The organism is Devosia lucknowensis, assembly GCF_900177655.1.
GTDB lineage: Bacteria > Pseudomonadota > Alphaproteobacteria > Rhizobiales > Devosiaceae > Devosia > Devosia lucknowensis.
This window is the reverse complement of record NZ_FXWK01000001.1, coordinates 1,886,770-1,908,979: the sequence shown is the minus strand read 5'-3', so window position 1 is coordinate 1,908,979 and position 22,210 is coordinate 1,886,770. Positions and strand designations below refer to the sequence as shown.

The window sequence follows — 22,210 nt, the reverse complement described above, 5'->3', positions numbered from 1 at the left end:
TGGAGCCAGTGATCACTTATCGGGTCGATCCCCACCCGGACGCGGCCGAGCTCGACGCTTTCTGGCGCCGCGCCTGGGGCAGCGCGCCGCCCGAGCGCTATGGGCAGGTGCTGTCGCGGAGCCTCGGACATCTCGGAGCATTCGACGGCAAGAGGCTCATCGGCTTCGTCAATGTCGCGTGGGACGGAGGCGTGCATGCCTTCATTCTCGATACCGGCGTCGATCCCGATTTCAGGCGCCGGGGGATCGCCACCGACCTGGTTCGGCGGGCGGCGGACATCGCCCGGCTCGGCGGCGCGCACTGGCTGCACGTCGATTTCGAGCCGCATCTGGCACCATTCTACCGGGCGTGCGGTTTCCGTCCCACCGAAGCGGGACTGATGTCGCTGGTGGGCTGAGCGGGCCTCAGCTGGCGATGTATTCGCGCAGCGCTTCGGCTTCGTGCTCGACTTCAGCGATCTTGAGCTTGACCACGTCGCCGATCGGAAATGATCCCGGCGAGCTTGCCGTCCTCGGCGATCGGCATGTGGCGAATGCGTCGCCTGGTCATGCGCTCCATGACCTCGTCAATCGAGGTTGTGCGATCGGCGGTGACCACATTGCGGGTCATGCACTCGCCTATGGTGAGCGCAAGGGCACCCGTGGGGTTGCGCCCGAGCTGGCGGACGATATCGCGCTCGGACAGGATACCCACGATCGTGCCGGCCCCTTCGGTTATAACCACGGCGCCGATATTGTGCGTGTTGAGCAAGGCTACGGCGTCGGCCAGCGTGCCGTCGTGGCTGAGGGTGTGCACCGCGGCACCCTTGGTCTGCAGGATGGTATCGACATGCATCGGACAGTCCTCCTGGTAAGATGCGCAAGTGTGCGCCCGACGGCGGTGGCGGGCAACAGCAGAATCGTCACAAAGAAAATGGCCGGCGCACCGGCCGGCCATGAATAGTCTCGGAAGGCTGTCTCGTCAGGCCGCCGGGGGCTTGCCGGAAAGGCTCGGGGGGCGCGATGCGCGGGAAGGAACCTGGGCGGGCAGGGTGCCGCGCCAGACGAACCGGCCCACTTCAAACAGGAGGACAAGGACGAGGAGGGTCAGGGGCACCATAAAGACCGCAACCTGGGTATCGGGCTGGCTGGCAAAGTTTGCGGCTTGGGCGGGGGAGACACTGGCCAAGAGCGCGCCGGCCGAAACCGTCACGACGCCAAGAGTGCCGACAAGCGCCAGGAGCCTGAAACTTTTGCGCTTGGGGGACGTAGATATTTGCATGGGATCGACGTCTGCTTCCTCGTTTCGATGCTGTCCAGAGAACCACGCAAAAGCGGTTCCACTGTGAGGCGAAGGCGGAGGGCGCGCGACCATTTGAAGGCAGAACTGTGGCGGCGCGGCTGTCCGCGCCTCGGGAGGATTTTCATGCGATCGATCCTTGCTCTTATCTTGAGCGCGTTTGCGCTTGTCGCACCCCTGGCGCAGGAGGATGCAGGCCGGCCGGCATGGCAGGACAGTGTCAGCGCGCAGATCGAAGCCCTTCGCGCGGATGACGGGGAGGCTGCCCTTGCGATGGCAGGCGCTGCGTTCCGCGCCAGTTATACTGACCCCGAGCGGTTCATCGCCGACATCAAAGGGGCCGGGTATGCGCCGATTGCCGCCTCGCGCAGCCACAGCTTCGGCTCGTCGCGGACGCTCGTGACCGGCATGGTGGTGCAAGAGGTCGAATTCATCGGTGTCGACGGCAAGGTCTGGGAGGCGATCTACCAGATGGCCGAGGAGCCGAATGAGGGCTGGCGCGTGCAGGGGGTGATCCTGCGCGGCACGGCGGGCATCGGAATCTAGGACTGGTCTGAAGTTTGCGCTTCGCATCACCGGGGGTGATGCACTAAACCCCTGGCAGCGAAGTTCATCGCGCCAGCGCGTCCATCGACCCGTCCGGCGCCTGCCGGGAGATGATGATGGGTTTTCTGTCCGAAGCATTGGGGCGCGTGGCGCCGTCCGCGACCGTGGCGATCAGCCAGAAGGCGCGCGTCATGGCAGCCGAGGGCAAGGATATCATCGCGCTCTCGGCCGGAGAGCCGGATTTCGATACCCCGCAGCATGTGCGCGATGCGGCCAAGCGCGCCATGGACGAGGGCAAGACGCGCTACACGAACGTCGACGGCATTGCCGAACTCAAGGAGGCCGTGGCGGCCAAATTCCGACGCGACAACGGCCTCGACGTGACGGCAGCGGACTGTTTCGTGTCGTCGGGCGGCAAGCAGATCATCTTCAACGCGCTGATGGCGACGCTCAATCCCGGCGATGAAGTCGTCGTGCCGGTACCCTACTGGGTGAGTTACCCGGAAATCGTGCGGCTGTGCGGCGCCGAGCCGGTGTTTGCCGTGGCCGATGCATCGACCGGGTTCAAGCTGGCGCCGCATGTGCTGGAGGCGGCGATCACGCCGAAGACCAAGTGGTTGCTGCTCAACACGCCGTCGAACCCCACCGGCGCGGCTTATTCCGCCGACGAGCTTCGCGGCCTGGCCGACGTTCTGCTGCGCCATCCGCATGTGCATATTCTCACCGACGATATCTATGAAGTGCTGGTCTATGACGGCGGCACCTTTGCGACGATCGCGCAGGTGGAGCCGAAGTTGCAGCCGCGCACGCTGACGATGAACGGCGTTTCGAAGTCGCATGCCATGACCGGCTGGCGCATCGGCTATTGCACGGGCCCGCGGCCATTGCTGGCGGCGATGACCAAGCTGCAGGGGCAGTCGACCTCCAACCCGACGTCGATCTCGCAGTGGGCCGCAGTGGAGGCCCTCAACGGACCGCAGGATTTTCTCGCCGACTGGCGCAAGGTTTTCCAGGAGCGTCGCGACCTGGTGGTAAAGGGGCTCAATGCCAATACAGGGCTCGATTGCCTGACGCCGGAGGGGGCCTTCTATGTGTTCCCCTCGTGCCAGCGATTGTTGGGCAAGACCAGTGCCGGTGGCACGGTGCTGGCGACCGACGAGGACTTCGTGCTGGCGCTGCTAGAAGAGACCGGCGTGGCGCTGGTGCATGGCGCGGCCTTCGGCCTGCCCGGGCATTTCCGGCTGAGCTATGCGGCGAGCAATGCCGAACTGGAAGAAGCGGTGCGGCGCATCCAGCAGTTCTGCGCGGGGATCAAATAGGTCGACGTTCTACGCTTCCACCGTCTGGCTTCGGCGGTGCGGCGGATGTGGAGCCGTGCGGGTGAACCCGCGCATGCAGTGCCAGTGAGGTCCGAAAAGCTTTAGCCGCCCAGCAGCGACGCGAGGCTGCCGGGGCCGGCGGGCGTCGATCCGCCGCCGGTGGCCTGACCAAACAACTCCATGAGCTTGGAGGTGCTGGCATAGGATTGCATGGCGGCCTTGTAGAGCTGGTCGGACCAGCCGACGGCCTGGCGTTCCTCGCTGCTCATTGAGTTGAAGGCAGCGATGATGTTCTGGCTGAAGGCGGTGGGGTCGCCGGACTTGCTGGCCGACTGGAAACCCGCGAGCAGCGTGGCGCCGCTCTTTGATTGCAGGGCGAAGCGGGCGGCGTTGACTTCGGTCGGGGTGAACGTGCCCTCCCTGTCGAGGACGATCGAGGACAGGGCGCGGCTCGAAAGCTTGCCCAGGTCGACATAGGTGCCGGTCGTGGTATTGCGGTTGAAGGTGGCGAGTTTGCCGTTGGCCTTGGCCTGAGCATAAATCTGGTCGAGTGCCGATCGGGTGTTGCCGGCAAGGTCGGTCATGGATACCGGCTCGGCCCCCTTGCCCACGGCCGTCAGCGCGAGATAGAGCGCGACCGGGTCGCTGTCACCGGCATCGGGCAGGGTGCCCGGCTTGGTCTGCAACTGCTTCAGCCCTTCGGCGACGGCATCGCGGCCGGACTTCCAGTCGGTGCTGGCCCGTTCCTCGGCGCCGAGGCCGTCGAGATAGGCAGCGGCGGCCTTGTAGAGATTGGTGTAGTTGCCCGTGACCTCGGCGATGGCGGCGGGCCCGGAGAGCGCAGCCTCGAAGCGGCGCTGCATTTCAAGCCCCGCCGCGTCGCGTTCCTCGGCCGAAAAGCTGGCATCGCTCGACATCGCGTAGAGTTCGCGATGATCGAGGCTGGACATGTCGAGCGCCAGCTTGCCCTTCTGCAGCGGCGAGGTGCGGCTCGCATCCTTGAGCAGGGTTTCGAGCTTGCTCCGGGCGTCGGTGATGACGGATGCGAAGCTGCGCTCGGACAGTGCAGCCTTCGCTTCGTCGGACAGCACGACCTCGGCGGCCGATGGTGCCGCTTCCTGACTGGTTGAGGCGGTAGTGCTGGCCCGGGTCGCGGCGGCGGACGTGTAGGCCGTACCGTAGCTCTGATAGGCGGCATAGGCGGATGTGGAATTGACGGCGACCATGGCGATGCTCCGGCTTTGCCGGATGTGTTGCAAGCGGTGTGCCGAAATAAAGCGCTGTCAAATCAATGATGAAAGCGCTGCGAAGCCGGGCGCGAGGCAGTTTGTGCCGGGTCGATCCTGCCATGTGGGGAAAAAAAGAGGCTCCGCCCGAGGGGATGGGCGGAGCCATTGGGCCTTCGGCCGAAGCCTCTGACCTTGGAGGGGCGGGTCACCACGAACGCCGCCGTTGAGGTGACTATCGGTCCCGGCGCAGGATTTCACAAACGCGCAATTGGAAGTGCTGCCATGCAGATTCTGCTGAGGCCGGCGCAAAAAAAGAGGCTCCAACCGAAGTTGGAGCCTGATGATAGGGCCGAAGCCAAATCGCAAGTTTTGGCCCTGCGCATGGGAGGAGGATATGCGCCAGACCGGTGGACCGTTGCTGAGGGAGGAGGATTCAGCGTCGGTCCGGTGTCGCAAGAAGCGGGTCCGAGGGAGGAGGATACGGAGCGGCTTCACCAGCGACACAGGCAATATAGGTTTTGACCGTTTGGTCAGCAATGCATGGCTCGTCATGACAGCTATGCATTAGGCACAGCGACAATCTGTCCAATAAGTAGGCAACTCGACAGGGTGGTGACAGGTTGCATGGCCGAAAAGAAAAAGGGCTCCATCCGGAGATGGAGCCCGACCGGCTGAGCCGGCGAAAGTGGGGCAGAGAGCAAGGGAGGAGGATATGCCGCTCTGCCATAGACCTCGGATCAAGGGAGGAGGAGATGATCCTTAGTCCGCTGTTGCGATGCGGGGTCCGAAGGGAGGAGGAGATCGGAGCGCGCCTCAGCAACAAGGCCTATATGAACTCTACTGGTTTGATAGACAATCCAGAAACTGACATGTCAGCCATGCGTTTTTGCATGGGTGACGTCAGGGCAAAAAGAAAGGCCCCGCTCGAGGGGAGAGCGGAGCCCAAGGGTGACCGACCAAAGGTCAGGTCAGGAGGGAACGCAGCGGGCGCAAGGGAGGGAGGAGAAACACCCGCTGTGATGACCGTGCATATAGGCCCGGTCGGCGAGATCGCCAACCTAACCTGGATCATGTCAGCCATGCGCATGACGCATATGGCGATAAAAACATCAATGAAATCAACGACTGAGTGCTGAACTGCGACCGGCGGTCGCGGGGTTTGCGCGCCAAAACTGCGCATAAAGCGGGCGACATGCTGCCTATTATTGCGCCGCGTCGGCTGCAAAAGCCGCATCGAGGAGCGCTCGCATGCTGTTGCCGCCCACCATTTGGACGTCGTCGACACGCCAGACGTGCGGCATGTCGGGCTCGAAATTTTCCGACAGGAGCAACAGTGTGTCGCTGTAGCTAGCGTCGGTCGCATCGGAAAAGGTATAGTGGATCTCGACTGTCGCCGTCGAAACATCCTCGCTCACCGCGCCGACCGAACAACCGTCGGCATAGTCCGGGAAGCTGCGCCAGGGCAGGCCGTCGCCGAGCGGCGGTTTATCGCCGGGATGGGCCAGTTCAAAGGCTGTGTTCGCCTCGATCGCCATTTCGATGACGGTGCGCAGGTCGGCCGTGAGCATGGCCGCTACAGGCGTCATGTCGTTGCCGAGACTGCCGATGCAGAAGATTTGTCCAACCTGCGCGGGCTCGATGGTTGCCATCTGTGCCTGCGCCGAGCCTGCAAGGGCGGCGCTGATCGGAAGTATGGCGATTGCGAGGGCAGGGCGCATGGTCGATCTCCCGGAGAAGCGTCCCGAGACTACGCTTGCGCATCAAAGCCGTCGATGGCGGACTGCAATTGTCCGAGGTGTTCGATTCTTGTGTAGCGCGCATGCCCAACGGGTTCGTCGGCATGCTCATAGGACCAGGTGAGGTCATGGGGGACATAGGCGGCGAATGCGCCCGCCGCGAGCGCCGGAAGAATATCGGACTTCAAAGAATTGCCGACCATGATGGTCCGGGCTGGTCCTTCGGTGTGGCGATCGAATAGTCGACGATAGACGGGTTCGGTCTTGTCGGACACGACCTCGACGGCGGCAAAGTAGTCGGCAAGGCCGGAGGCGGCGAGCTTGCGCTCCTGATCGAAAAGATCGCCCTTGGTGATGAGGATCAGGCGGTGGGTGTGCTGCAGCCTGTTGAGCGCGGCGTCGACGTGAGGGAGCGTCTCGAGCGGGAAATCGAGCAGTTCCCGGCCCGCGGCGAGAATTTCGGCAATGACCGTGCCAGGAACACGATGGTCGGTGACCTCGAGCGCGGTTTCCACCATGGACAGGGAAAAGCCCTTGGCGCCGAAACCGTAGAAGCGGAGATTGCGCGCCGTAGCGGCGACAAGGCGATCGGCAAGATCGGGGCTATCGGTGTAGTCCCGCAGCAGATCGGCGAAACGCTGTGCCGTCAGCCGGAAAAACTGTTCATTCTGCCAGAGCGTGTCATCGGCATCGAAGGCGATTGTCGAGATGCGGGGCATTTTGCGATTCCCGGTTTGCACTCACTCATTTACTTACCGAATCGCCCTCGGGCTCGACCCGAGGGCCAACATCCGCACCGCTGATCTGGCGAGTGGCCCTAGGATCAAGTCCGAGGGCGGCACGGTGGGCGAGGCTGTCAGAGCGATCCACCAAGGGATCTCAGGATGGGCCCCGGCTTTCGCCGGGGGGACAGTCATGGAACGAGAAAGTGCCTGTCTAGAAGCTCCACTCCCTGGCCTTCGACACCAGGAAGTCTCGGAAGACGCCGACGCGCTTGGAATTCTTGAGGGCAGGGGGGTAGACGAAGTAGGCTTCGTAGGACGGCAACTCGATTTCGGGCAGGACCTGCACGAGCCCGTCTTCCTTCTCGGTGACATAGGCGGGCAACATGGCGATGCCGATGCCGGCGCGACAGGCCTGCATCATGCCATAGATGGCATTGACGCGCAGCGCGGCACGGCGCGGACTGGAGTCGCTGCGCCCCATGCGCTCGAGATAGTTGATGTCGCCGAGGTAGGATGGCACCGGCTCGCCGAAGCTGATGATGCGATGATTGTCGAGATCCTCGGGCGTGGCGGGCATGCCATGCTCGTCGACATAGGTATTGGACGCATAGAAGTAGTTGTGCACGGTGAACAGCTTGCGCTGGATCATTTCCGACTGGTTGGGCCGGTGCAGGCGGATGGCCACGTCGGCCTCGCGCATGGCCAGATCGAGCTCGGCATCGTTGAGGCGAATTTCGAGCTGGATCAGCGGATAGAGCTTGAGGAATTCGTCGAGGCGCGACGAGAGCCAGGTCGACCCGATACCCACGGTGGTCGTAACGATCAGGGGGCCGGTCGGCACGTCCTGACTTTCCGACATCTGGGTCTCGACCTGCTGAAGCTCCCAGTGCATGCGATGGGCGGTGCGGAACAATTGCTCGCCCACTTCGGTCAGCACCAAGCCGCGCGCGTGTCGAATGAAAAGCTTGAGGCCCAGGTCGTCTTCAAGCGCCGAAATCTGCCGGCTGACGGCCGACTGGCTCATGCCGAGCTTTTCGGCGGCATGGGTGAAAGAGCCCGACTCGGCGGCGGTGTGGAAAATCCGAAGCTTGTCCCAGTCGAGCATTTCGTTGACGCTTTCGTTGTTGTTCAGCCAGGTCGGACGCTGGCCCCCGCCGGCGGCGACGGAGGCACAATAATTGTGACACGAGCGTGACTTGCTACGGACATTCTCGGCTTATTCCGCAGCTTCCGCCAGTTCGTGTTCCGCCAGGAAGCGTTCCGCATCCAGCGCGGCCATGCAGCCCATGCCAGCGGCGGTTACGGCCTGCCGATAAACATCGTCGGTGACGTCGCCTGCGGCGAAGACGCCCGCAATATTGGTTTCGGTGGACCCCGGCTTTACCTGCAGGTAGCCGCCCGGCTTCATGTCCAGCTTGCCGGCGAAGACGGCAGTGGCGGGGGCGTGGCCGATGGCGACAAAAACGCCGTCGATGGGCTGCTCGTAAGTCCTGCCCGAGACACGATCCTTGAGGGTGACGGTATTGACCGATGGCGGCATGGGCGCGCCGCCGACCTCGACCACCTCGGTGTTCCAGCGCACCTCGATCTTGGGGTTCTTGAACAGTCGGTCCTGCAGGATGCGCTCGGCGCGGAATTCGTCGCGGCGATGCACGACGATGACCTTTTCGGCGAAATTGGTGAGGAACAGGGCTTCCTCGACGGCAGTGTTGCCGCCGCCCACGACCAGCACCTGCTTGCCGCGATAGAAAAAGCCGTCACAGGTGGCACAGGCCGAAACGCCAAAACCCTGGAACTTCTGCTCGGACGGCAGGCCGAGCCACTTGGCCTGTGCGCCGGTGGCGATGATGAGGCTGTCGGCGGTGTAGGTGTCGCCGCTATCGCCGGTCAGCACAAAGGGCCGGCGATCAAAATCGACATGGGTGATGATGTCGTTGACGATCCGCGTGCCGACATGCTCGGCCTGGGCCTTCATTTGATCCATGAGCCAGGGACCCTGGATCACATCGGCGAAGCCGGGATAGTTCTCGACATCGGTGGTGATGGTGAGCTGGCCGCCCGGCTGGAGGCCCTGAATCATGACCGGTTCGAGCATGGCGCGCGCCGCATAGATGGCAGCGGTATAGCCGGCCGGGCCTGAGCCAATGATGATGACCTTCGCGTGCATCGCGACGTTTCTCCAGAATTCCAGGAATGCTCCTCCCGCCTAGTTAAGGGGGCAAGGGGGAATGTTTCAAGGCAAACTCACACCCTGCGAGCTTATGCCCGGGGGAGTGCACATGAAAGACACAGGAAAATCGGGAAATGCCGCGCCGGGAGGCAATGACGCCGCCGCGCAAGCGCAGGGACGGGGCCGGACGATGCGCCGGCCCCGTGCTGATTCTCAGACGAACCGGATCTTGACGATTTCATAGCTGCGGGCGCCACCGGGAGCGGCGACCTCGAAGGTGTCGCCTTCTTCCTTGCCGATCATGGCGCGGGAGATGGGCGAGGAAATGGAGATCCGGCCGGCAGAGGCATCCGCTTCCGGATCGCCGACGACCTGATAGGTCTTTTCTTCCTCGGTATCCTCGTCGATGAAGGTGACGGTGGCGCCAAACTTGACGGTGTCGCCGCTGAGCTTGGAGACATCGATGATGTCGGCCAGCGCCAGCATGGTCTCGAGTTCCTTGATGCGGCCTTCGTTGAGGCTCTGCTGTTCCTTGGCGGCGGAGTATTCGGCATTTTCGGACAGGTCACCGTGGGCGCGCGCTTCGGCGATGGCGTCGATGATGCGACGGCGCTCGGTGCTGGTGCGATGTTCGAACTCGGCGGCAAGGGCCTTGTGGCCCTGAACTGTCATCGGAACCTTGTCCATAATCGTGTCGCCTCCAATGGGCTTGGCATAAAAAATACCGCCGCAGGGCCGGGTGACCGGACCGCGACAGGTCTCGATTGATACTGGGCCGGACGACGACGTGCTGTCTCCGGCATGACCTCTCCCTGCCGAACCGGGTCCGGCGACCGCTTGGCGCTGGTTTTTGCAGGAGATGCGACAGCTTGCCCGGCGGGACGCTTTCGGTCAAGCGGTTGCAGGCGGTGAGCCTGGTGCCGGGTCAAACAAAAAGGCGCGGTCCCCCTGGACCGCGCCTCTTATCCGGAATGAACCGTCGGTTCAGGAGGCCGTCAGGTTGTCGGCGGCAGATTTGCCGGTCCGCTTGTCCTTGACGATCTCGTAGTTGACCTTCTGGCCTTCATCCAGGCCATTGAGGCCCGAACGCTGGACGGCGGAGATGTGGACGAACACATCGGCCCCACCCTCGTCCGGCTGAATAAAGCCATAGCCTTTTTGGCCGTTGAACCACTTAACGGTACCAGTTGCCATGATGCGCGTTCCCTCGTGCAGTCGCTGCTGGATCGGCCCCGGTCATGCACCTGACCAGGAACCTTGTTGATATCGAAATATCGGAAGATGACGTCAGCAGTTGCGAATGGAATTCGCGTCTTCAGATCAGTCGGCCGCAATATTCGATGGCGCGAAGCGTAGCCTGAAACGATGCAGGCATCAATATGGTGCATGGGCGCGCAGCATCACGCAGTCGGAACTATTATTCCGCTGATGAGCCAAGGGGTTAGTCTCACTACAGTCCGGAGCCGGCGGGGCCCGAAAGTGGGGGCACGGGAGAGTGCCTCGGCCATGTTCGCGGGGTATCACCCAATTCGACGATGGCCTGGTGCACAATAGCGCATGAAGCAGGATTGGAAAGTGAACAATTGGTCATAGTCGATCGCGCGCATTTTGCTTGCGTTCGCGACTGCTTTGCGGCACATCCCGCGCGCCGCGCCAAGAGGGCCGGTGTTCTCGAAAGTTCTCGTCTTGACCAAGGCGTTTTATTCCTCCGGCGATGTGATCGCTGACCGGCGCGCGGACTATGCCCGCATGCTGGCCGACCAGGGTGATCACCAGGCAGCGTCCGAGCTGATGGAACAGGCGCTGGAGATTGCGCCCGACTGGGCTGCGGGCTGGGACCTCGCCGGCGGCTATCACCAAAAGGCCGGCAACATCGCCGCTGCGATCGCCGCCTGGCGGCGGCTCGAGGCGCTGGACGACGACGGCGTCTTCGGCGCGCGGCTGAAGCTGGCTGCGCACAATGCCGGGCCGGCGGGCGAAGGCACCGCCGTGGGCTATGTCGAGGCGCTGTTCGACCAATATGCGGCCAAGTTCGAGGACGCCCTTGTCGGCAAGCTCGGTTATCGCGTGCCCGATCTGCTCGACGATCTGGTGGGCGCGGAAATGCAGCGGCTGGGCATTGCGGGCTTCGAGCGCGCGCTGGACCTGGGCTGTGGCACCGGGCTGATGGGCGAGAAGCTGCGCGCCAAGGTCGGGCATCTTGAAGGCGTGGACATTTCCGCCGCGATGATAGCCGAGACCGCCCGCAAGGGCATTTATGACAGCCTGCAGAAGGCCGAGCTGGTGGCCACGCTCAATAGCCGCCGGGCCGACGCCGACCTGGTGACCGCAGCCGACGTGCTGATCTATTGCGGCGCGCTGCAGCCCATCCTCGCTGCGCTCCTGCCGGCCATGCGCCCGGGTGGGCTGGTGGCGTTTTCTCTCGAAGCGCATGACGGGGACGAGGAGCTGTTCTTGCGCCCCAGCCTGCGCTACGCCCATGGCGTCGAGGCGGCCCGCAAAGCGCTGCTGCTGGCCGGGCTCGAGATCCTGCGGTTCGAAACCGCCGTGCTGCGCTTTGACCGCGGTGCCCCTATCACCGGAATTCTCGTCGTGGCGCGCCGGCCGCCGGTCGAACTGACCGCCGCCAATGACGCAGTGGAAGGAGGCGACGTCGCGGCCTGACGCCGGGGCTCTAGCCAGCGCGTCGCATGCCTGCAAAAAGAGCGTTCAAACGGAGAACCGCCATGAACGCCATTCGCCACGATTTCCGCTCGGACACGGTCACCCAGCCGAGTGCAGGCATGCGCGCCGCCATGGCGAAAGCCGAAGTGGGTGACGACGTGTTCGGCGACGATCCGACGGTGAATCTGCTCGAGCAGCGGATGGCCGGCATGCTGGGCAAGGATGCCGCGCTCTTCGTGCCATCGGGGACGATGTCCAATCTTCTGGCGCTGATGAGCCATTGCGGGCGCGGCGACGAGTTCATCGCCGGGCAGAAGGCGCATCTTTACGTCAACGAGGCCGGTGGCGCGGCGGTGCTCGGCTCGATCCAGCCCCAACCGATCGCGCACCAGGCGGACGGCACAATGGCGCTCGCCGAGATCGAAGCCGCGATCAAGCCTGATGACAATCACTATGCGCGAACGCGCGTGATCTGCCTCGAGAACACATTCGGCGGCCGGGTTATCCCCGTGGACTACATGGCGGCGGTGTCGGCCATTGCGGACCGGCATGCTTTGGGCCTGCACCTCGATGGCGCGCGAGCGTTCAACGCCTCCCTTGCGCTCGGCATGGATATCCGCGATTTCACGGCTCCCTTCGACACTGTTTCCATCTGCCTTTCGAAGGGATTGGGGGCGCCGGTGGGTTCGGTGCTGATCGGCCGGCATGACCTGATCGCCACGGCCCGACGGCATCGCAAGATGCTGGGCGGGGGTCTCCGGCAATCGGGTATTCTGGCGGCGGCCGGACTCTATGCCATCGAGCACAATGTGCACCGGCTTGCCGATGATCATCGCCGCGCGCGGCAGCTAGCCGAAGGGCTTTCACGCCACGAAGCGCTCTCGGTCAGTATGCCCGATACCAACATCCTCTGGGTCAATGCGGCGGCCGATATCGCCGACCGGTTCGACGCCTATCTCGAGGCCAATGGCATCGCCGTGACCGGGCGCTATGGCCAGCAGCGCTGGGTGACGCATCTGGATGTGGGCGATGACGATGTGGCCGGTGCGCTGGCGCTGGTCGACCGGTTCTTCGACAAGGCCTGACCGCTCTTTACCATTGAGCCGGAAACCCTTTGTTTGCCGTGTCGCGCAACGGCATGTTCAGACGCCGATGCTTTAGTCCATCCGGACATAAGGGGGGAACGGCGCTGATGCCGGGGAAAGGCAATCTGAACAGTCGCGTGCTCGCCACGCTCGAGGAGATCGACGCGATCGCCGATGCATGGCGCGCGCTCGAAGCCGACTGTGCCGATCCCTACGGCTATTTCCAGACCTATGACTGGTGCCGGAACTGGGTTGCCACCTTCGGCGACGACGGCGTGCACGCGCCCTATATCGTGACCGTTTGGGACGGCGACCTGCTCGTGGCACTCTGGCCGCGCATGGTGGTGCAGGCCGCCGGCATCCGGCGCCTCGAAACACTGGGCGTGCCCCACACACAATATTGCAGCATTCTGGTTCGACCCGGCCCTTTCAACCACGGCGATCTGGTGCGCGTGCTGCGCGCAGCGCTGCGGCAGTCGGGCTGCGACGTCATTCTGTCTCGCGCGGTTCTTGCGGGCAGTACGCTCGAAGCGGTGCTGGGCGACAAGCCGGTGATCAAGGGATCGGCCAATGTTGCATCCATGCTCGATCTTTCGGACTTCGAGCACGCCGAGGATTACGTCGAGCAGCTCGGCAAGCTGCAGAAGCGCAATCGCAACCGGCGGCGCAACCACCTGGCCCGGCTCGGTGCGCTGTCGTTCGAGGTGGTGTGGCCCGGTGACAAGAATTTTGACCGGCTGGTGGAGCGCTGCGTCCAGATGAAGCGCCGCTGGCTGACCGAAACCGGCCGGCTCAGTGCCGGTTTCGCCATGCGCAGCTACGACGATTTTCTTGCCGCGCTGCCCGGACGCCGCGATGGCATGAATGGCGCCTGTCTTTCGGTGTTGCGGAGCGGCGACCGCGTGGTAGCGCTGGAACTCGGTTTCCTGCACCTGGGTCATTATTACGCCTATGTGGGCGGCTTCGACTGGGACCTGCGCCACCTGTCGCCGGGCAAGGTGCAGATGGATTCCACCGTTGCCTGGCTGATCGAGCATGGTGCGCAGCGCTATGATCTCCTGATCAATCCAGCCGAATACAAGGCCAGCTGGACCAATAGCACGGTCGCCGTGTCGAGCCGCGCCGAGGCGCTGACCTGGCGTGGGCGTTTCTACGCTTCGACGTGGCTGCCGAGCCTGCGGCCGGCGCTGAAACAGTTCCACGGTCGCATTCCGGCGCTGATCGACCGCACCGTTTCGCTGTTGCGGCCCGCGGCCTGCCTGTTGCTGTATGTCTGAGAGGGCAGGGACGCTCGACGCGGTCATTGCCCTCGCCATCCGCATTCTCGGTGCAGGGCTGGTGTTCGGGCTGCAGGTGCTGCTCGCGCGGCTGCTGCCGGAAGAAGGCTATGGCGGCTTCGTGACGCTCTGGACCTGGATGCTGGCGCTGGGCAGTTTTGCCGCCCTTGGGTTCGCAGAATCCAGCCTGCGTTTCCTGCCCCGCTATCAGCTCCGCGGCAGGCACACCATTCTGCGCGGTTACTGGCGTTTCGGCCTCCGGACGGTCGTGGGCGCGGGCCTGGGCCTCGTGCTGCTGGGCGGCCTTGTCGCCACAGGTATGGGTCTCGACGGGCCGGGCATGACCATCCTGCTGATCGGTCTGGGACTGCCGGTGCTGGGTCTCGAATACTATTTCGAGGGCGTCGCGCGCAGTTTCGGGTGGTTCCGGCTGGCGGCTCTGCCGGTCTATGTCATTCGCCCGGTGCTGATCGGCGGGACATGCGTCTTACTTCATGCGCTGGGCGTGGAGCTCAGCCTGCCGATCGTGGGCGCAGTGCTGATCGGCAGCATGGGGCTGGTGGTGGCCGTGATGGCCTGGCAGCTAAGCCACAGATTGCGACGTCTGGATGCAACGCGCATGCCCGCCTCGGCCAAGCAGAAGCGGTTGTGGCTTGCCGCCTCGCTGCCTTTGCTGGTGCTTTCGGGCCTCGATGACCTGACAAGCTATGCCGACGTGCTGGTCCTGAGCCTCATGGTCCCGCCTGAGCTTGTGGGAATGTATTTCGCCGCAGCGCGGGCATTGGCCCTGGCCGGCTTCGTAGCCTACGCCATGACACTGGTGGCCGGGCGGCGGTTCGCCGTCGACCTGGCGTCATCAGACCGACAGGTGCTGCAGGCCAGCGTCTTGCAATCGACGCGACTGACGCTTTGGGCCACGGTGGCTGCGGTGGCCCTGACATTGATGGCCGGGCCCTGGCTGCTGGGTGCTTTCGGCGACGCATATGAAGCAGGCTACCCCGTGATGCTGATCCTGGGCGCCGGCATGGTGCTGCGCGCCATGTCGGGTCAGGCGGGCGAGGCGCTGATCGTGCTCGGGCGACAGCGCGAGGGCCTGCTGGTCGGCTGCGCAGTGCTTGGTCTCACGGCTTCGCTCGCCGCAATTCTCGTGCCCGGGTTCGGTATTCTCGGTGCTGCCCTGGCCAGCGCGGCGGCGATGGCCGGGCGCACGCTGGCCCTTGTCATGGTGCTCTGGCGCACCGACCGGCTGCGGGTGTTCAGCCTGCGCCTGCCATCACTGGCTTCCGCCTAAGGCGTGTCCCAGGCTTGCATCCACGACACCTGGCCTCCGACCTCGGCGCGCCGGAACAGCACCTCGCCCCCTTCGTAGCCGATGGGTGCGACCTCGCGCCAGACGGTGTCGATGGCGTCCTCGTTTCCAAGATTGCGATCAATCGAGATAAACCGGAAAGGCGCGGCGTCTGCTTCTGCCTCCGAAGGTTCGCTTCCGGTCCATTGGTAGTCGCCGCCTTCCGCATTGGCCCAGAAACCGACGACAGCAAGCTGGGAAACGGCAAAGGCCGGGGTGGCCAAGCCGCCTTCGCTTTGGGGATAGAGGGGCTCCCAATCGGGCAGGGCGATATCGGTCATAGGCTCCCAATCGGCCATTTCGTCGAGGCTCGGGCCGTAGTCGAGGCAGGGACGGCCATCGCAATCGTGCTTGGCTGCCGATTTCTCGGGAATGACCTTGTTGCTCACATCGATGAGTGCCGCGCTGTTGCCCATCAACGGCTGGAACACGAAACGCCAGGCCATGTGGTCGCCCATGCCAAAGGCTTCTTCGTCGGCCACGTCGCCTTCGCCATAGGCCTCAATCAAATCCGCCCGGATCGCCGGACCGAGATTGTAGTGCCGCACCTCAATGAAACTGACGGCACCGTCCTCCTCGGTGACGATCTCGCCATAGGAGAGGGCCGTGCGGGTGCGCACCGACGGGATTTCGGCGGTCGCGACGATCAGCGCCTTTTCGATCGGGCCGATCGAGCCGCCTGGAGCGATTTCGCCAACATCGAAGAACTGGTCGAGCAGAACCTTTTCGATGAGATCGAGGTCCAGCCGCTCGAAGCCGTCAGCCTCTGTGAAGGCCTCGATTTCGGCCTGGATATCCTGTGCCGTTGCGAGCGTGGTGCCGCCAAGGAGGACGGCGAGGGTGGCGACGATGCGGATCACTTGGATGCTCCGGTGAAAGCTGATGGTCCCTGGTATCGAGAGCAGCATGAACCGGAGATGAGCGAAAGGGGCTGGCGGACGCGATCGAGCCGCCAGCCCCAGATTTTCACGCGCCTGATCAGGCCGCGAAGTATTCCTGCAGCGCCCGAACCTGCAGGGAGCCCTGTTTGAGGGCGACGATGCCTTCCACGGCGGCGAGGGCGCCGTCGATGGTGGTGTAATACGGAATCTTGGCGAGCAGGGCCGTGCGGCGGATGTCGCGACTGTCGGAGATCGACTTGATCCCATCCGTCGTGTTGATCACCAGCTGCACGCCGCCATTCTTCATCGAGTCAACGATATGCGGGCGGCCTTCGAGGACCTTGTTGATCTTGGTCGCCGGCACATTGTTGTCGTTGAGGTAGCGGGCCGTGCCGCCGGTTGCGAGGATTTCGAAGCCGGCCTCGACGAGGTGGCGCGCCATGTCGACGATGTACTGCTTGTCGTCGTCGCGGACCGAGATGAAGGCCTTGCCCGAGGTCGGGACCTTCTGGCCGGCACCCATCTGCGATTTGGCAAAGGCGACGGCGAAATCGGTATCGAGGCCGATGACTTCGCCGGTCGACTTCATTTCAGGGCCGAGAACCGTGTCGACGCCGGGGAAGCGGTTGAACGGGAAGACGGCTTCCTTGACTGCAATGTGTTTGAGCTTCTTTTCAACGAGGTTGAAGCTGGCAAGGCTTTCGCCGGCCATGACGCGCGAGGCGATCTTGGCGATGGGTTCGCCGATGACCTTGGCAACGAAGGGCACCGTGCGCGAGGCGCGCGGATTGACCTCGATGAGGTAGATCGTGTCGTCCTTGTAGGCGAACTGCACGTTCATGAGGCCACCGACCTTGAGCGCAAAGGCCAGTTCGGTGGTCTGGCGCTTGAGTTCGGCGATGACCTCGGGCGAGAGCGAGCGCGGGGGCAGGGAGCAGGCGCTGTCGCCGGAGTGAATGCCGGCCTCCTCGATATGCTCCATGATGCCGGCGACGAACACGTCCTTGCCATCGCAAAGCGCATCGACGTCGATTTCGATGGCGCCCGAGAGATAGGCATCGAACAGCAGCGGGTTGTCTGACAGGACCGAGTTGATCTGGCCGGTGCGGTCATTGGGGTAGCGCTGCAGGATATCGGGCGGCACGAGGCCGGTCAGGGTATCCTGAATGTACCGTTCGAACTCGGCTGCCGAATGGACGATGGCCATGGCGCGGCCGCCGAGCACGTAGGACGGGCGAATGACCAGCGGATAGCCAAGGCGCTCGGCAACGAGACGCGACTGTTCGAGGCTGTAGGCGATGCCGTTCTTGGGCTGGGTCAGCTCAAGACGATTGAGCAGCTTCATGAACAGGTCGCGGTCTTCGGCCAGATCGATGGCATCGGGCTGGGTGCCGAGGATCGGCACGCCGGCCTTCTGTACGGCTTCGGCCAGGTTCAGCGGGGTCTGGCCGCCGAACTGCACGATGACGCCATGGAGCGTGCCATTCTGCTTTTCGGTGAGCAGGATTTCGATGACGTCTTCTTCGGTCAGCGGCTCGAAATAAAGGCGATCGGAGGTGTCGTAGTCGGTCGACACGGTTTCCGGGTTGCAGTTGACCATGATGGTTTCGTAGCCGGCATCGGCCAGCGCGAAGGCCGCATGGCAGCAGCAATAGTCGAACTCGATGCCCTGGCCGATGCGGTTGGGTCCGCCGCCGAGGATGACGACCTTCTTGCGATCGGACGGGCGCGCTTCATCGTCGACCTTGCCGCCAAACGGGGCTTCGTAGGTCGAGTACATATAGGCGGTCGGAGACGCGAATTCTGCGGCCGAGGTGTCGATGCGCTTGTAGGCCGGGCGCACTTCGAGGCTGTGGCGGAGCTTGCGGACGTCGGAGGCTTTGAGACCGGCGAGCTGGGCGAGGCGGGCATCGGAGAAGCCCATGCTCTTGAGCTGGCGCAGGGTGGCGGGATCCTTGGGCAGGCCGAATTCCTTGACCTTCTGTTCCATGTCGACGATGCCGCGCATCTGTTCGAGGAACCAGGGGTCGATCTTGCAGGCTTCGAAAATGTCTTCGTTGGAGACATCGAGGCGCATGGCCTCGGCCACATGCAGCAGACGCTGGGGCGTGGCGGTGCCGAGGGCGGCCTTGATGGCGTTCTTGTCCTCGCCTTCGCCGATGCCGGGAATGCCGATCTCGTTGAGGCCGGTGAGGCCGGTTTCGAGCGAGCGCAGGGCCTTCTGAAGCGATTCCTGGAAGGTGCGGCCGATAGCCATGGCTTCGCCGACCGACTTCATGGCCGTGGTCAGGCGCGGATCGGCGCCCGGGAATTTCTCGAAGGCGAAGCGCGGGATTTTGGTGACCACGTAGTCGATGGTCGGCTCGAACGAGGCCGGGGTGGCGCCGCCGGTGATGTCGTTTTCGAGTTCGTCGAGGGTGTAGCCGACAGCCAGACGCGCGGCGACCTTGGCAATCGGGAAGCCGGTGGCCTTGGAGGCAAGCGCGGACGAGCGCGAGACGCGCGGGTTCATCTCGATGACGACCATGCGGCCGTCCTTGGGGTTCACACCGAACTGAACGTTGGAACCGCCGGTTTCGACGCCGATCTCGCGCAGGACCGCCAGCGAGGCGTCGCGCATGATCTGGTATTCCTTGTCGGTCAGCGTCAGCGCCGGAGCGACGGTGATGCTGTCGCCGGTGTGGACGCCCATGGGGTCGAGGTTCTCGATCGAGCAGACGATGATGCAGTTGTCCTTCTTGTCGCGGACAACTTCCATTTCGAACTCTTTCCAGCCCAGGACGCTTTCCTCGACGAGAACTTCGTTGGTCGGCGATGCGTCGATGCCGCTTTCGCAGATGGCGAGGTATTCCTCACGGTTGTAGGCGATGCCTCCGCCCGTGCCGCCCATGGTGAAGCTGGGGCGAATGATGGCGGGGAGGCCGATCACCTCGAGCGCCTGCAGGGCCTCGATGGTGTTGTGGGCGAGCATGGAGCGCGGGGTTGCGAGCCCGATCTTCTTCATGGCGTCGCGGAACAGCTCGCGGTCCTCGGCCTTGTCGATGGCCTCGGCCGTTGCACCGATCATCTCGACGCCGAATTTTTCGAGCACGCCCATCTTGCGCAGCGACAGCGCGCAGTTGAGCGCCGTCTGGCCGCCCATGGTCGGCAGCAGCGCGTCGGGGCGCTCCTTCTCGATGATCTTGGCGACGACTTCGGGGGTGATCGGCTCCATATAGGTGGCGTCGGCCAGCTCCGGATCGGTCATGATCGTCGCCGGGTTCGAGTTCACCAGAATGATCCGGTAGCCCTCTTCCTTGAGCGCCTTGCAGGCCTGGGTGCCGGAATAATCGAACTCGCAGGCCTGCCCGATGATGATCGGACCCGCACCGATGATGAGGATCGACTTGATATCGGTACGTTTTGGCATGGCGCTCGCTCGGCTAACTGGACCTGTAGGCGGGCGAGGAGAATCGCCCGGACGCACCTGTCCGCGCGAAACCCGCGTGACAGTTGAGCACTGCAGCGCAGGGGAAGAGACCGAACATGGTGGTTAAGCGGGCGGTGTAACCGAAGAGTCGGCGGAAGGGAAGGGAGAGGAAGCCACAAAACCGCCAATAAAATGCGTTCCTATTCTGTTCTATGCTAGAGTTTGTTTACCCGAATTGTCCAGAGTCTTGTTTGGAGGCTTGAATGGCAGACACATCGATTGAGTGGACAGACGCTACATGGAACCCAGTAGCCGGATGCACCATAATCTCGCCGGGATGTACCAATTGCTATGCGATGCGGATGGCGGCCCGCCTGGAGGCAATGGGCCTAGAGAAATACTCTGGTCTAACGCGGCAATCTGGTGGGCGAGCGAAATGGACTGGCCGAATTTCACTTGATTATCTCAGCCTGGATGCTCCTCGAAAGTGGCGTAAACCGCGCCGCATTTTTGTAAATTCCATGTCTGATCTGTTCCATGAAGATGTTCCGGACAGCTTCATCTTGGCTGTCTGGAAAGTTATGGCAGAAACGCCACAACACACCTTCCAAATTCTCACTAAGCGTCCAGAGCGGATGTCAGCAGTCTTCGAGCGGATTGGCTTACCTGTCCTAAAAAACGTCTGGCTAGGCACAAGCGTTGAGGATGGGGGGGTAGTGAACCGTCTAGATAAACTGCGCTCAGTACCTGCGGTCGTGAGATTTGTCTCCTTTGAGCCGCTTATCGGTTCGGTGGCCGCTGCTCAACTATCGGGGATACACTGGGCCATCGTTGGAGGGGAGTCTGGACCACAAGCAAGACCTATGGAGTCGGAATGGGTCGATGAAATACATGAGCTGTGCATCATGTCGCGAACAGCCTTCTTCTTTAAGCAATGGGGCGGCACAAACAAGAAAGCCACTGGAAGAGTCTACCGCAGGCGCACTTGGGATGAGCTTCCTCACTTGAGTATGTAACTCGCAATTCTCTTTGCCAGAGCCACGGCCGCTGGCTTAGGGTTGGACACCGCGAAGAACAACGATGCCATCGGTGCTCCATTGTTGTGACGCAATCTGACGGGGTCCATCACAAGGCCTTTGAAAACGGATTGCAGCCTCGACTTAACGTAAGCTTCTATCGCGTCCACGTCCGAGCGCCGTATGGCCTGCTGCTCATCTTCAAACAGCGTACGTTTTTCAAAGTCGTGTTGATACCACTTTTCTCGCCAGTCCCGTGTGCCCAACACCCGGTCCAGGCTTTGCTGTTTTCCTGCATCCAACTTCGTGGGGTCGTGGGGGGCGTTGCGGTAAAGACCGGACAACGGGAAAAAATACCAGCAGTCTAGGGCTTGGGTGTTAGCAATGGCCTCCACCGTGGCCCACTCTACTTCCATTCCAAACGGGTCCAAAAAGACCACGCCGCGCATGCCTCGAATTGGGCCGTTGGCCTTATGCCATTGAACGCCTGCGCAGATCTTTTTGACGCTCTCGTTTGCATCACCGTGCTTGATAGCAATCTTGCGGTCGGGAAACTCTTCTTTAAGCTTTTGTAACTCGGCGAAGCGGCCGGCATCTTGCTCAATCAGCGCCAAAGTATGAAACGGTGGGTCTATGGACAGTGCTATCCGTGCCGAGCCCGGGGTATCTACCTCCTGTGACTGAGCCTGATCGCCATCAAACAGCGGGAGCGACGCGCGCGTTTCTGTTTTGCTACCCGTGCCTGCGAACGCATCGATGTAAATCCTTGCGAAGCCCTGATCTTTGAGTGCTATCGAATAGTGTTGCAGATAATCGCGAAGGCGTTTGAGTTTCGCGTCTGTGTCGATACTGCCTCTGAAGGGCTTTCTCATAGTTCACCGGAGCAAATAACGAGCGTTTCATCTCTTCATATTGATCGTCATAAGTCTCCCTTGCGCAACACTTTTTATTATTCGAGATCCCATCACAGTGACAGTTGCGACGTCTAACCGATGTCCACAATCTCCACCTCTGCATCTCCCAACGCCGCCACATCCCCCACACCCTTGCCCATCAGCGCCCGCGCCAGGGGTGACGCAAACGAGATCGTGCCTGCCTTGGGATCAGCCTCGTCCTCCCCGACAATCGTAAATGTCTGGGTGCGGCCGTCGTCGCGTTCGATGGTGATGCGGGAGCTGAAGGCGACGGTGTCGGTGGTTTCGGGCGGCGGGACCACCTGGGCAGTGCGGAGGCGTTCGGTGAGGTAGCGGAGCTCGCGCCAGGGGTTGGCGGAATGGCGACGGCGTTCGTTGATGTCTTCGATTCTGAGGGCGGTTTCGTAGGCGGCGGTGGCTTCGGCCAGTTGCCGTTCAAGCATGGCGAGGCCATTTGCGGTCACGAGGTTCGGGCCTGATGGGACCGGCTTTTCCGGCAGCATGGTTTCGGCCGCCGTCTCGGCACTGTCTTCCTTGGTAAAGGCTACGCTCACTGCAATGGTCCTGATTGTGAGATTGGGCCAAGGATACCCCCACCCGGCCTCCCCCTGA

The 22,210-nt window shown here is 62.7% G+C and carries 20 protein-coding genes and 1 pseudogene; 8 read left to right on the top strand and 13 right to left on the bottom strand.

All coding sequences use genetic code 11. From position 1 onward, the window contains the following. The first annotated feature begins 8 nt into the window (after positions 1–8). Positions 9–398 carry a GNAT family N-acetyltransferase gene (locus CCK88_RS09350; protein ID WP_086470169.1) on the top strand — a complete coding sequence of 130 codons (390 nt, stop codon included), beginning with the start codon at positions 9–11 and terminating at the stop codon, positions 396–398. Between the two features lie 7 nt (positions 399–405). Here the strand turns inward: CCK88_RS09350 and CCK88_RS09345 are convergent. Then, positions 406–835: pseudogene (locus tag CCK88_RS09345) on the bottom strand (CBS domain-containing protein). Between the two features lie 126 nt (positions 836–961). Then, a complete protein-coding gene (locus CCK88_RS09340; RefSeq protein WP_086470168.1) occupies positions 962–1,261 on the bottom strand; it encodes a hypothetical protein in 300 nt (99 codons plus the stop codon). A gap of 144 nt (positions 1,262–1,405) precedes the next feature. On the opposite strand from CCK88_RS09340, the gene CCK88_RS09335 reads away from it, so the two are divergent. Together CCK88_RS09335 and CCK88_RS09330 are read left to right on the top strand one after the other, a co-directional pair. Continuing rightward, the gene (locus tag CCK88_RS09335; RefSeq protein WP_170926406.1) at positions 1,406–1,825 is read left to right on the top strand and encodes a DUF4864 domain-containing protein; all 420 of its coding nucleotides are present in this window, start codon (positions 1,406–1,408) and stop codon (positions 1,823–1,825) included. 116 nt (positions 1,826–1,941) lie between these two features. Beyond that, on the top strand, positions 1,942–3,144 hold the full coding sequence (locus tag CCK88_RS09330) for a pyridoxal phosphate-dependent aminotransferase (protein ID WP_086470892.1): 1,203 nt from the start codon (positions 1,942–1,944) through the stop codon (positions 3,142–3,144). A 101-nt stretch (positions 3,145–3,245) separates the two neighbouring features. Here CCK88_RS09330 and CCK88_RS09325 read toward each other — a convergent pair whose 3' ends face one another. From CCK88_RS09325 to CCK88_RS09285, 7 genes are all read right to left on the bottom strand, one after another. Next, positions 3,246–4,370, bottom strand: a complete 1,125-nt coding sequence (locus CCK88_RS09325) for a hypothetical protein (RefSeq protein WP_086470166.1) — start codon at positions 4,368–4,370, stop codon at positions 3,246–3,248. Between the two features lie 1,205 nt (positions 4,371–5,575). Next, a complete protein-coding gene (locus tag CCK88_RS09310) occupies positions 5,576–6,091 on the bottom strand; it encodes a hypothetical protein (protein WP_086470163.1) in 516 nt (171 codons plus the stop codon). A gap of 29 nt (positions 6,092–6,120) precedes the next feature. Then, positions 6,121–6,828: an HAD family hydrolase gene (locus tag CCK88_RS09305; protein WP_086470162.1), complete on the bottom strand. Its 708-nt coding sequence runs from the start codon at positions 6,826–6,828 to the stop codon at positions 6,121–6,123. Between the two features lie 217 nt (positions 6,829–7,045). Next, on the bottom strand, positions 7,046–7,939 hold the full coding sequence (locus CCK88_RS09300) for a LysR family transcriptional regulator (protein ID WP_086470161.1): 894 nt from the start codon (positions 7,937–7,939) through the stop codon (positions 7,046–7,048). Positions 7,940–8,050: 111 nt separating this feature from the next. Then, the gene (trxB, locus tag CCK88_RS09295) at positions 8,051–9,001 is read right to left on the bottom strand and encodes a thioredoxin-disulfide reductase (RefSeq protein ID WP_086470160.1); all 951 of its coding nucleotides are present in this window, start codon (positions 8,999–9,001) and stop codon (positions 8,051–8,053) included. 216 nt (positions 9,002–9,217) lie between these two features. Next, a complete protein-coding gene (greA, locus tag CCK88_RS09290) occupies positions 9,218–9,691 on the bottom strand; it encodes a transcription elongation factor GreA (protein WP_086470159.1) in 474 nt (157 codons plus the stop codon). A gap of 297 nt (positions 9,692–9,988) precedes the next feature. Beyond that, positions 9,989–10,198, bottom strand: coding sequence for a cold-shock protein (locus tag CCK88_RS09285; protein WP_086470158.1), 210 nt, complete (start codon positions 10,196–10,198; stop codon positions 9,989–9,991). 492 nt (positions 10,199–10,690) lie between these two features. On the opposite strand from CCK88_RS09285, the gene CCK88_RS09280 reads away from it, so the two are divergent. The 4 genes from CCK88_RS09280 (at position 10,691) to CCK88_RS09265 (ending at position 15,321) form a co-directional block, all read left to right on the top strand. Next, positions 10,691–11,668, top strand: a complete 978-nt coding sequence (locus CCK88_RS09280; RefSeq protein WP_244557466.1) for a methyltransferase — start codon at positions 10,691–10,693, stop codon at positions 11,666–11,668. A gap of 62 nt (positions 11,669–11,730) precedes the next feature. Next, positions 11,731–12,753 carry a low-specificity L-threonine aldolase gene (ltaE, locus tag CCK88_RS09275; protein WP_086470157.1) on the top strand — a complete coding sequence of 341 codons (1,023 nt, stop codon included), beginning with the start codon at positions 11,731–11,733 and terminating at the stop codon, positions 12,751–12,753. Between the two features lie 107 nt (positions 12,754–12,860). Then, a complete protein-coding gene (locus CCK88_RS09270; protein ID WP_170926405.1) occupies positions 12,861–14,030 on the top strand; it encodes a GNAT family N-acetyltransferase in 1,170 nt (389 codons plus the stop codon). Beyond that, entirely contained in the window at positions 14,023–15,321 is a 1,299-nt protein-coding gene (locus tag CCK88_RS09265) for a lipopolysaccharide biosynthesis protein (RefSeq protein WP_086470155.1), read from the top strand. The genes CCK88_RS09270 and CCK88_RS09265 overlap by 8 nt, the downstream gene beginning before the upstream one ends. Here CCK88_RS09265 and CCK88_RS09260 read toward each other — a convergent pair. Both CCK88_RS09260 and carB read right to left on the bottom strand, forming a co-directional pair. Further along, positions 15,318–16,238, bottom strand: coding sequence for a hypothetical protein (locus CCK88_RS09260; RefSeq protein ID WP_140048942.1), 921 nt, complete (start codon positions 16,236–16,238; stop codon positions 15,318–15,320). The genes CCK88_RS09265 and CCK88_RS09260 overlap by 4 nt on opposite strands. A gap of 118 nt (positions 16,239–16,356) precedes the next feature. After that, a complete protein-coding gene (gene carB, locus CCK88_RS09255) occupies positions 16,357–19,668 on the bottom strand; it encodes a carbamoyl-phosphate synthase large subunit (protein ID WP_086470153.1) in 3,312 nt (1,103 codons plus the stop codon). Positions 19,669–19,931: 263 nt separating this feature from the next. Between carB and CCK88_RS09250 the strand changes: the two genes are divergently transcribed. Further along, positions 19,932–20,684 carry a DUF5131 family protein gene (locus CCK88_RS09250; RefSeq protein WP_086470152.1) on the top strand — a complete coding sequence of 251 codons (753 nt, stop codon included), beginning with the start codon at positions 19,932–19,934 and terminating at the stop codon, positions 20,682–20,684. Here CCK88_RS09250 and CCK88_RS09245 read toward each other — a convergent pair. Continuing rightward, the gene (locus tag CCK88_RS09245; protein ID WP_086470151.1) at positions 20,669–21,556 is read right to left on the bottom strand and encodes a three-Cys-motif partner protein TcmP; all 888 of its coding nucleotides are present in this window, start codon (positions 21,554–21,556) and stop codon (positions 20,669–20,671) included. The two genes, CCK88_RS09250 and CCK88_RS09245, sit on opposite strands and share 16 nt — an antisense overlap. A 113-nt stretch (positions 21,557–21,669) precedes the next feature. Beyond that, a complete protein-coding gene (greA, locus tag CCK88_RS09240; protein WP_086470150.1) occupies positions 21,670–22,152 on the bottom strand; it encodes a transcription elongation factor GreA in 483 nt (160 codons plus the stop codon). Positions 22,153–22,210 lie beyond the last annotated feature (58 nt).

Bases quoted from the DNA above. Each gene is read 5' to 3' on its own strand.
- greA (WP_086470159.1), bottom strand. From the start codon at position 9,691: ATGGACAAGGTTCCGATGACAGTTCAGGGCCACAAGGCCCTTGCCGCC.
- carB (WP_086470153.1), bottom strand. From the start codon at position 19,668: ATGCCAAAACGTACCGATATCAAGTCGATCCTCATCATCGGTGCGGGT.
- CCK88_RS09305 (WP_086470162.1), bottom strand. From the start codon at position 6,828: ATGCCCCGCATCTCGACAATCGCCTTCGATGCCGATGACACGCTCTGG.
- CCK88_RS09265 (WP_086470155.1), top strand. From the start codon at position 14,023: ATGTCTGAGAGGGCAGGGACGCTCGACGCGGTCATTGCCCTCGCCATC.
- ltaE (WP_086470157.1), top strand. From the start codon at position 11,731: ATGAACGCCATTCGCCACGATTTCCGCTCGGACACGGTCACCCAGCCG.
- trxB (WP_086470160.1), bottom strand. From the start codon at position 9,001: ATGCACGCGAAGGTCATCATCATTGGCTCAGGCCCGGCCGGCTATACC.
- CCK88_RS09340 (WP_086470168.1), bottom strand. From the start codon at position 1,261: ATGCAAATATCTACGTCCCCCAAGCGCAAAAGTTTCAGGCTCCTGGCG.
- CCK88_RS09300 (WP_086470161.1), bottom strand. From the start codon at position 7,939: ATGCTCGACTGGGACAAGCTTCGGATTTTCCACACCGCCGCCGAGTCG.
- CCK88_RS09270 (WP_170926405.1), top strand. From the start codon at position 12,861: ATGCCGGGGAAAGGCAATCTGAACAGTCGCGTGCTCGCCACGCTCGAG.
- CCK88_RS09335 (WP_170926406.1), top strand. From the start codon at position 1,406: ATGCGATCGATCCTTGCTCTTATCTTGAGCGCGTTTGCGCTTGTCGCA.
- CCK88_RS09285 (WP_086470158.1), bottom strand. From the start codon at position 10,198: ATGGCAACTGGTACCGTTAAGTGGTTCAACGGCCAAAAAGGCTATGGC.
- CCK88_RS09325 (WP_086470166.1), bottom strand. From the start codon at position 4,370: ATGGTCGCCGTCAATTCCACATCCGCCTATGCCGCCTATCAGAGCTAC.
- CCK88_RS09310 (WP_086470163.1), bottom strand. From the start codon at position 6,091: ATGCGCCCTGCCCTCGCAATCGCCATACTTCCGATCAGCGCCGCCCTT.
- CCK88_RS09330 (WP_086470892.1), top strand. From the start codon at position 1,942: ATGGGTTTTCTGTCCGAAGCATTGGGGCGCGTGGCGCCGTCCGCGACC.
- CCK88_RS09250 (WP_086470152.1), top strand. From the start codon at position 19,932: ATGGCAGACACATCGATTGAGTGGACAGACGCTACATGGAACCCAGTA.
- CCK88_RS09245 (WP_086470151.1), bottom strand. From the start codon at position 21,556: ATGAGAAAGCCCTTCAGAGGCAGTATCGACACAGACGCGAAACTCAAA.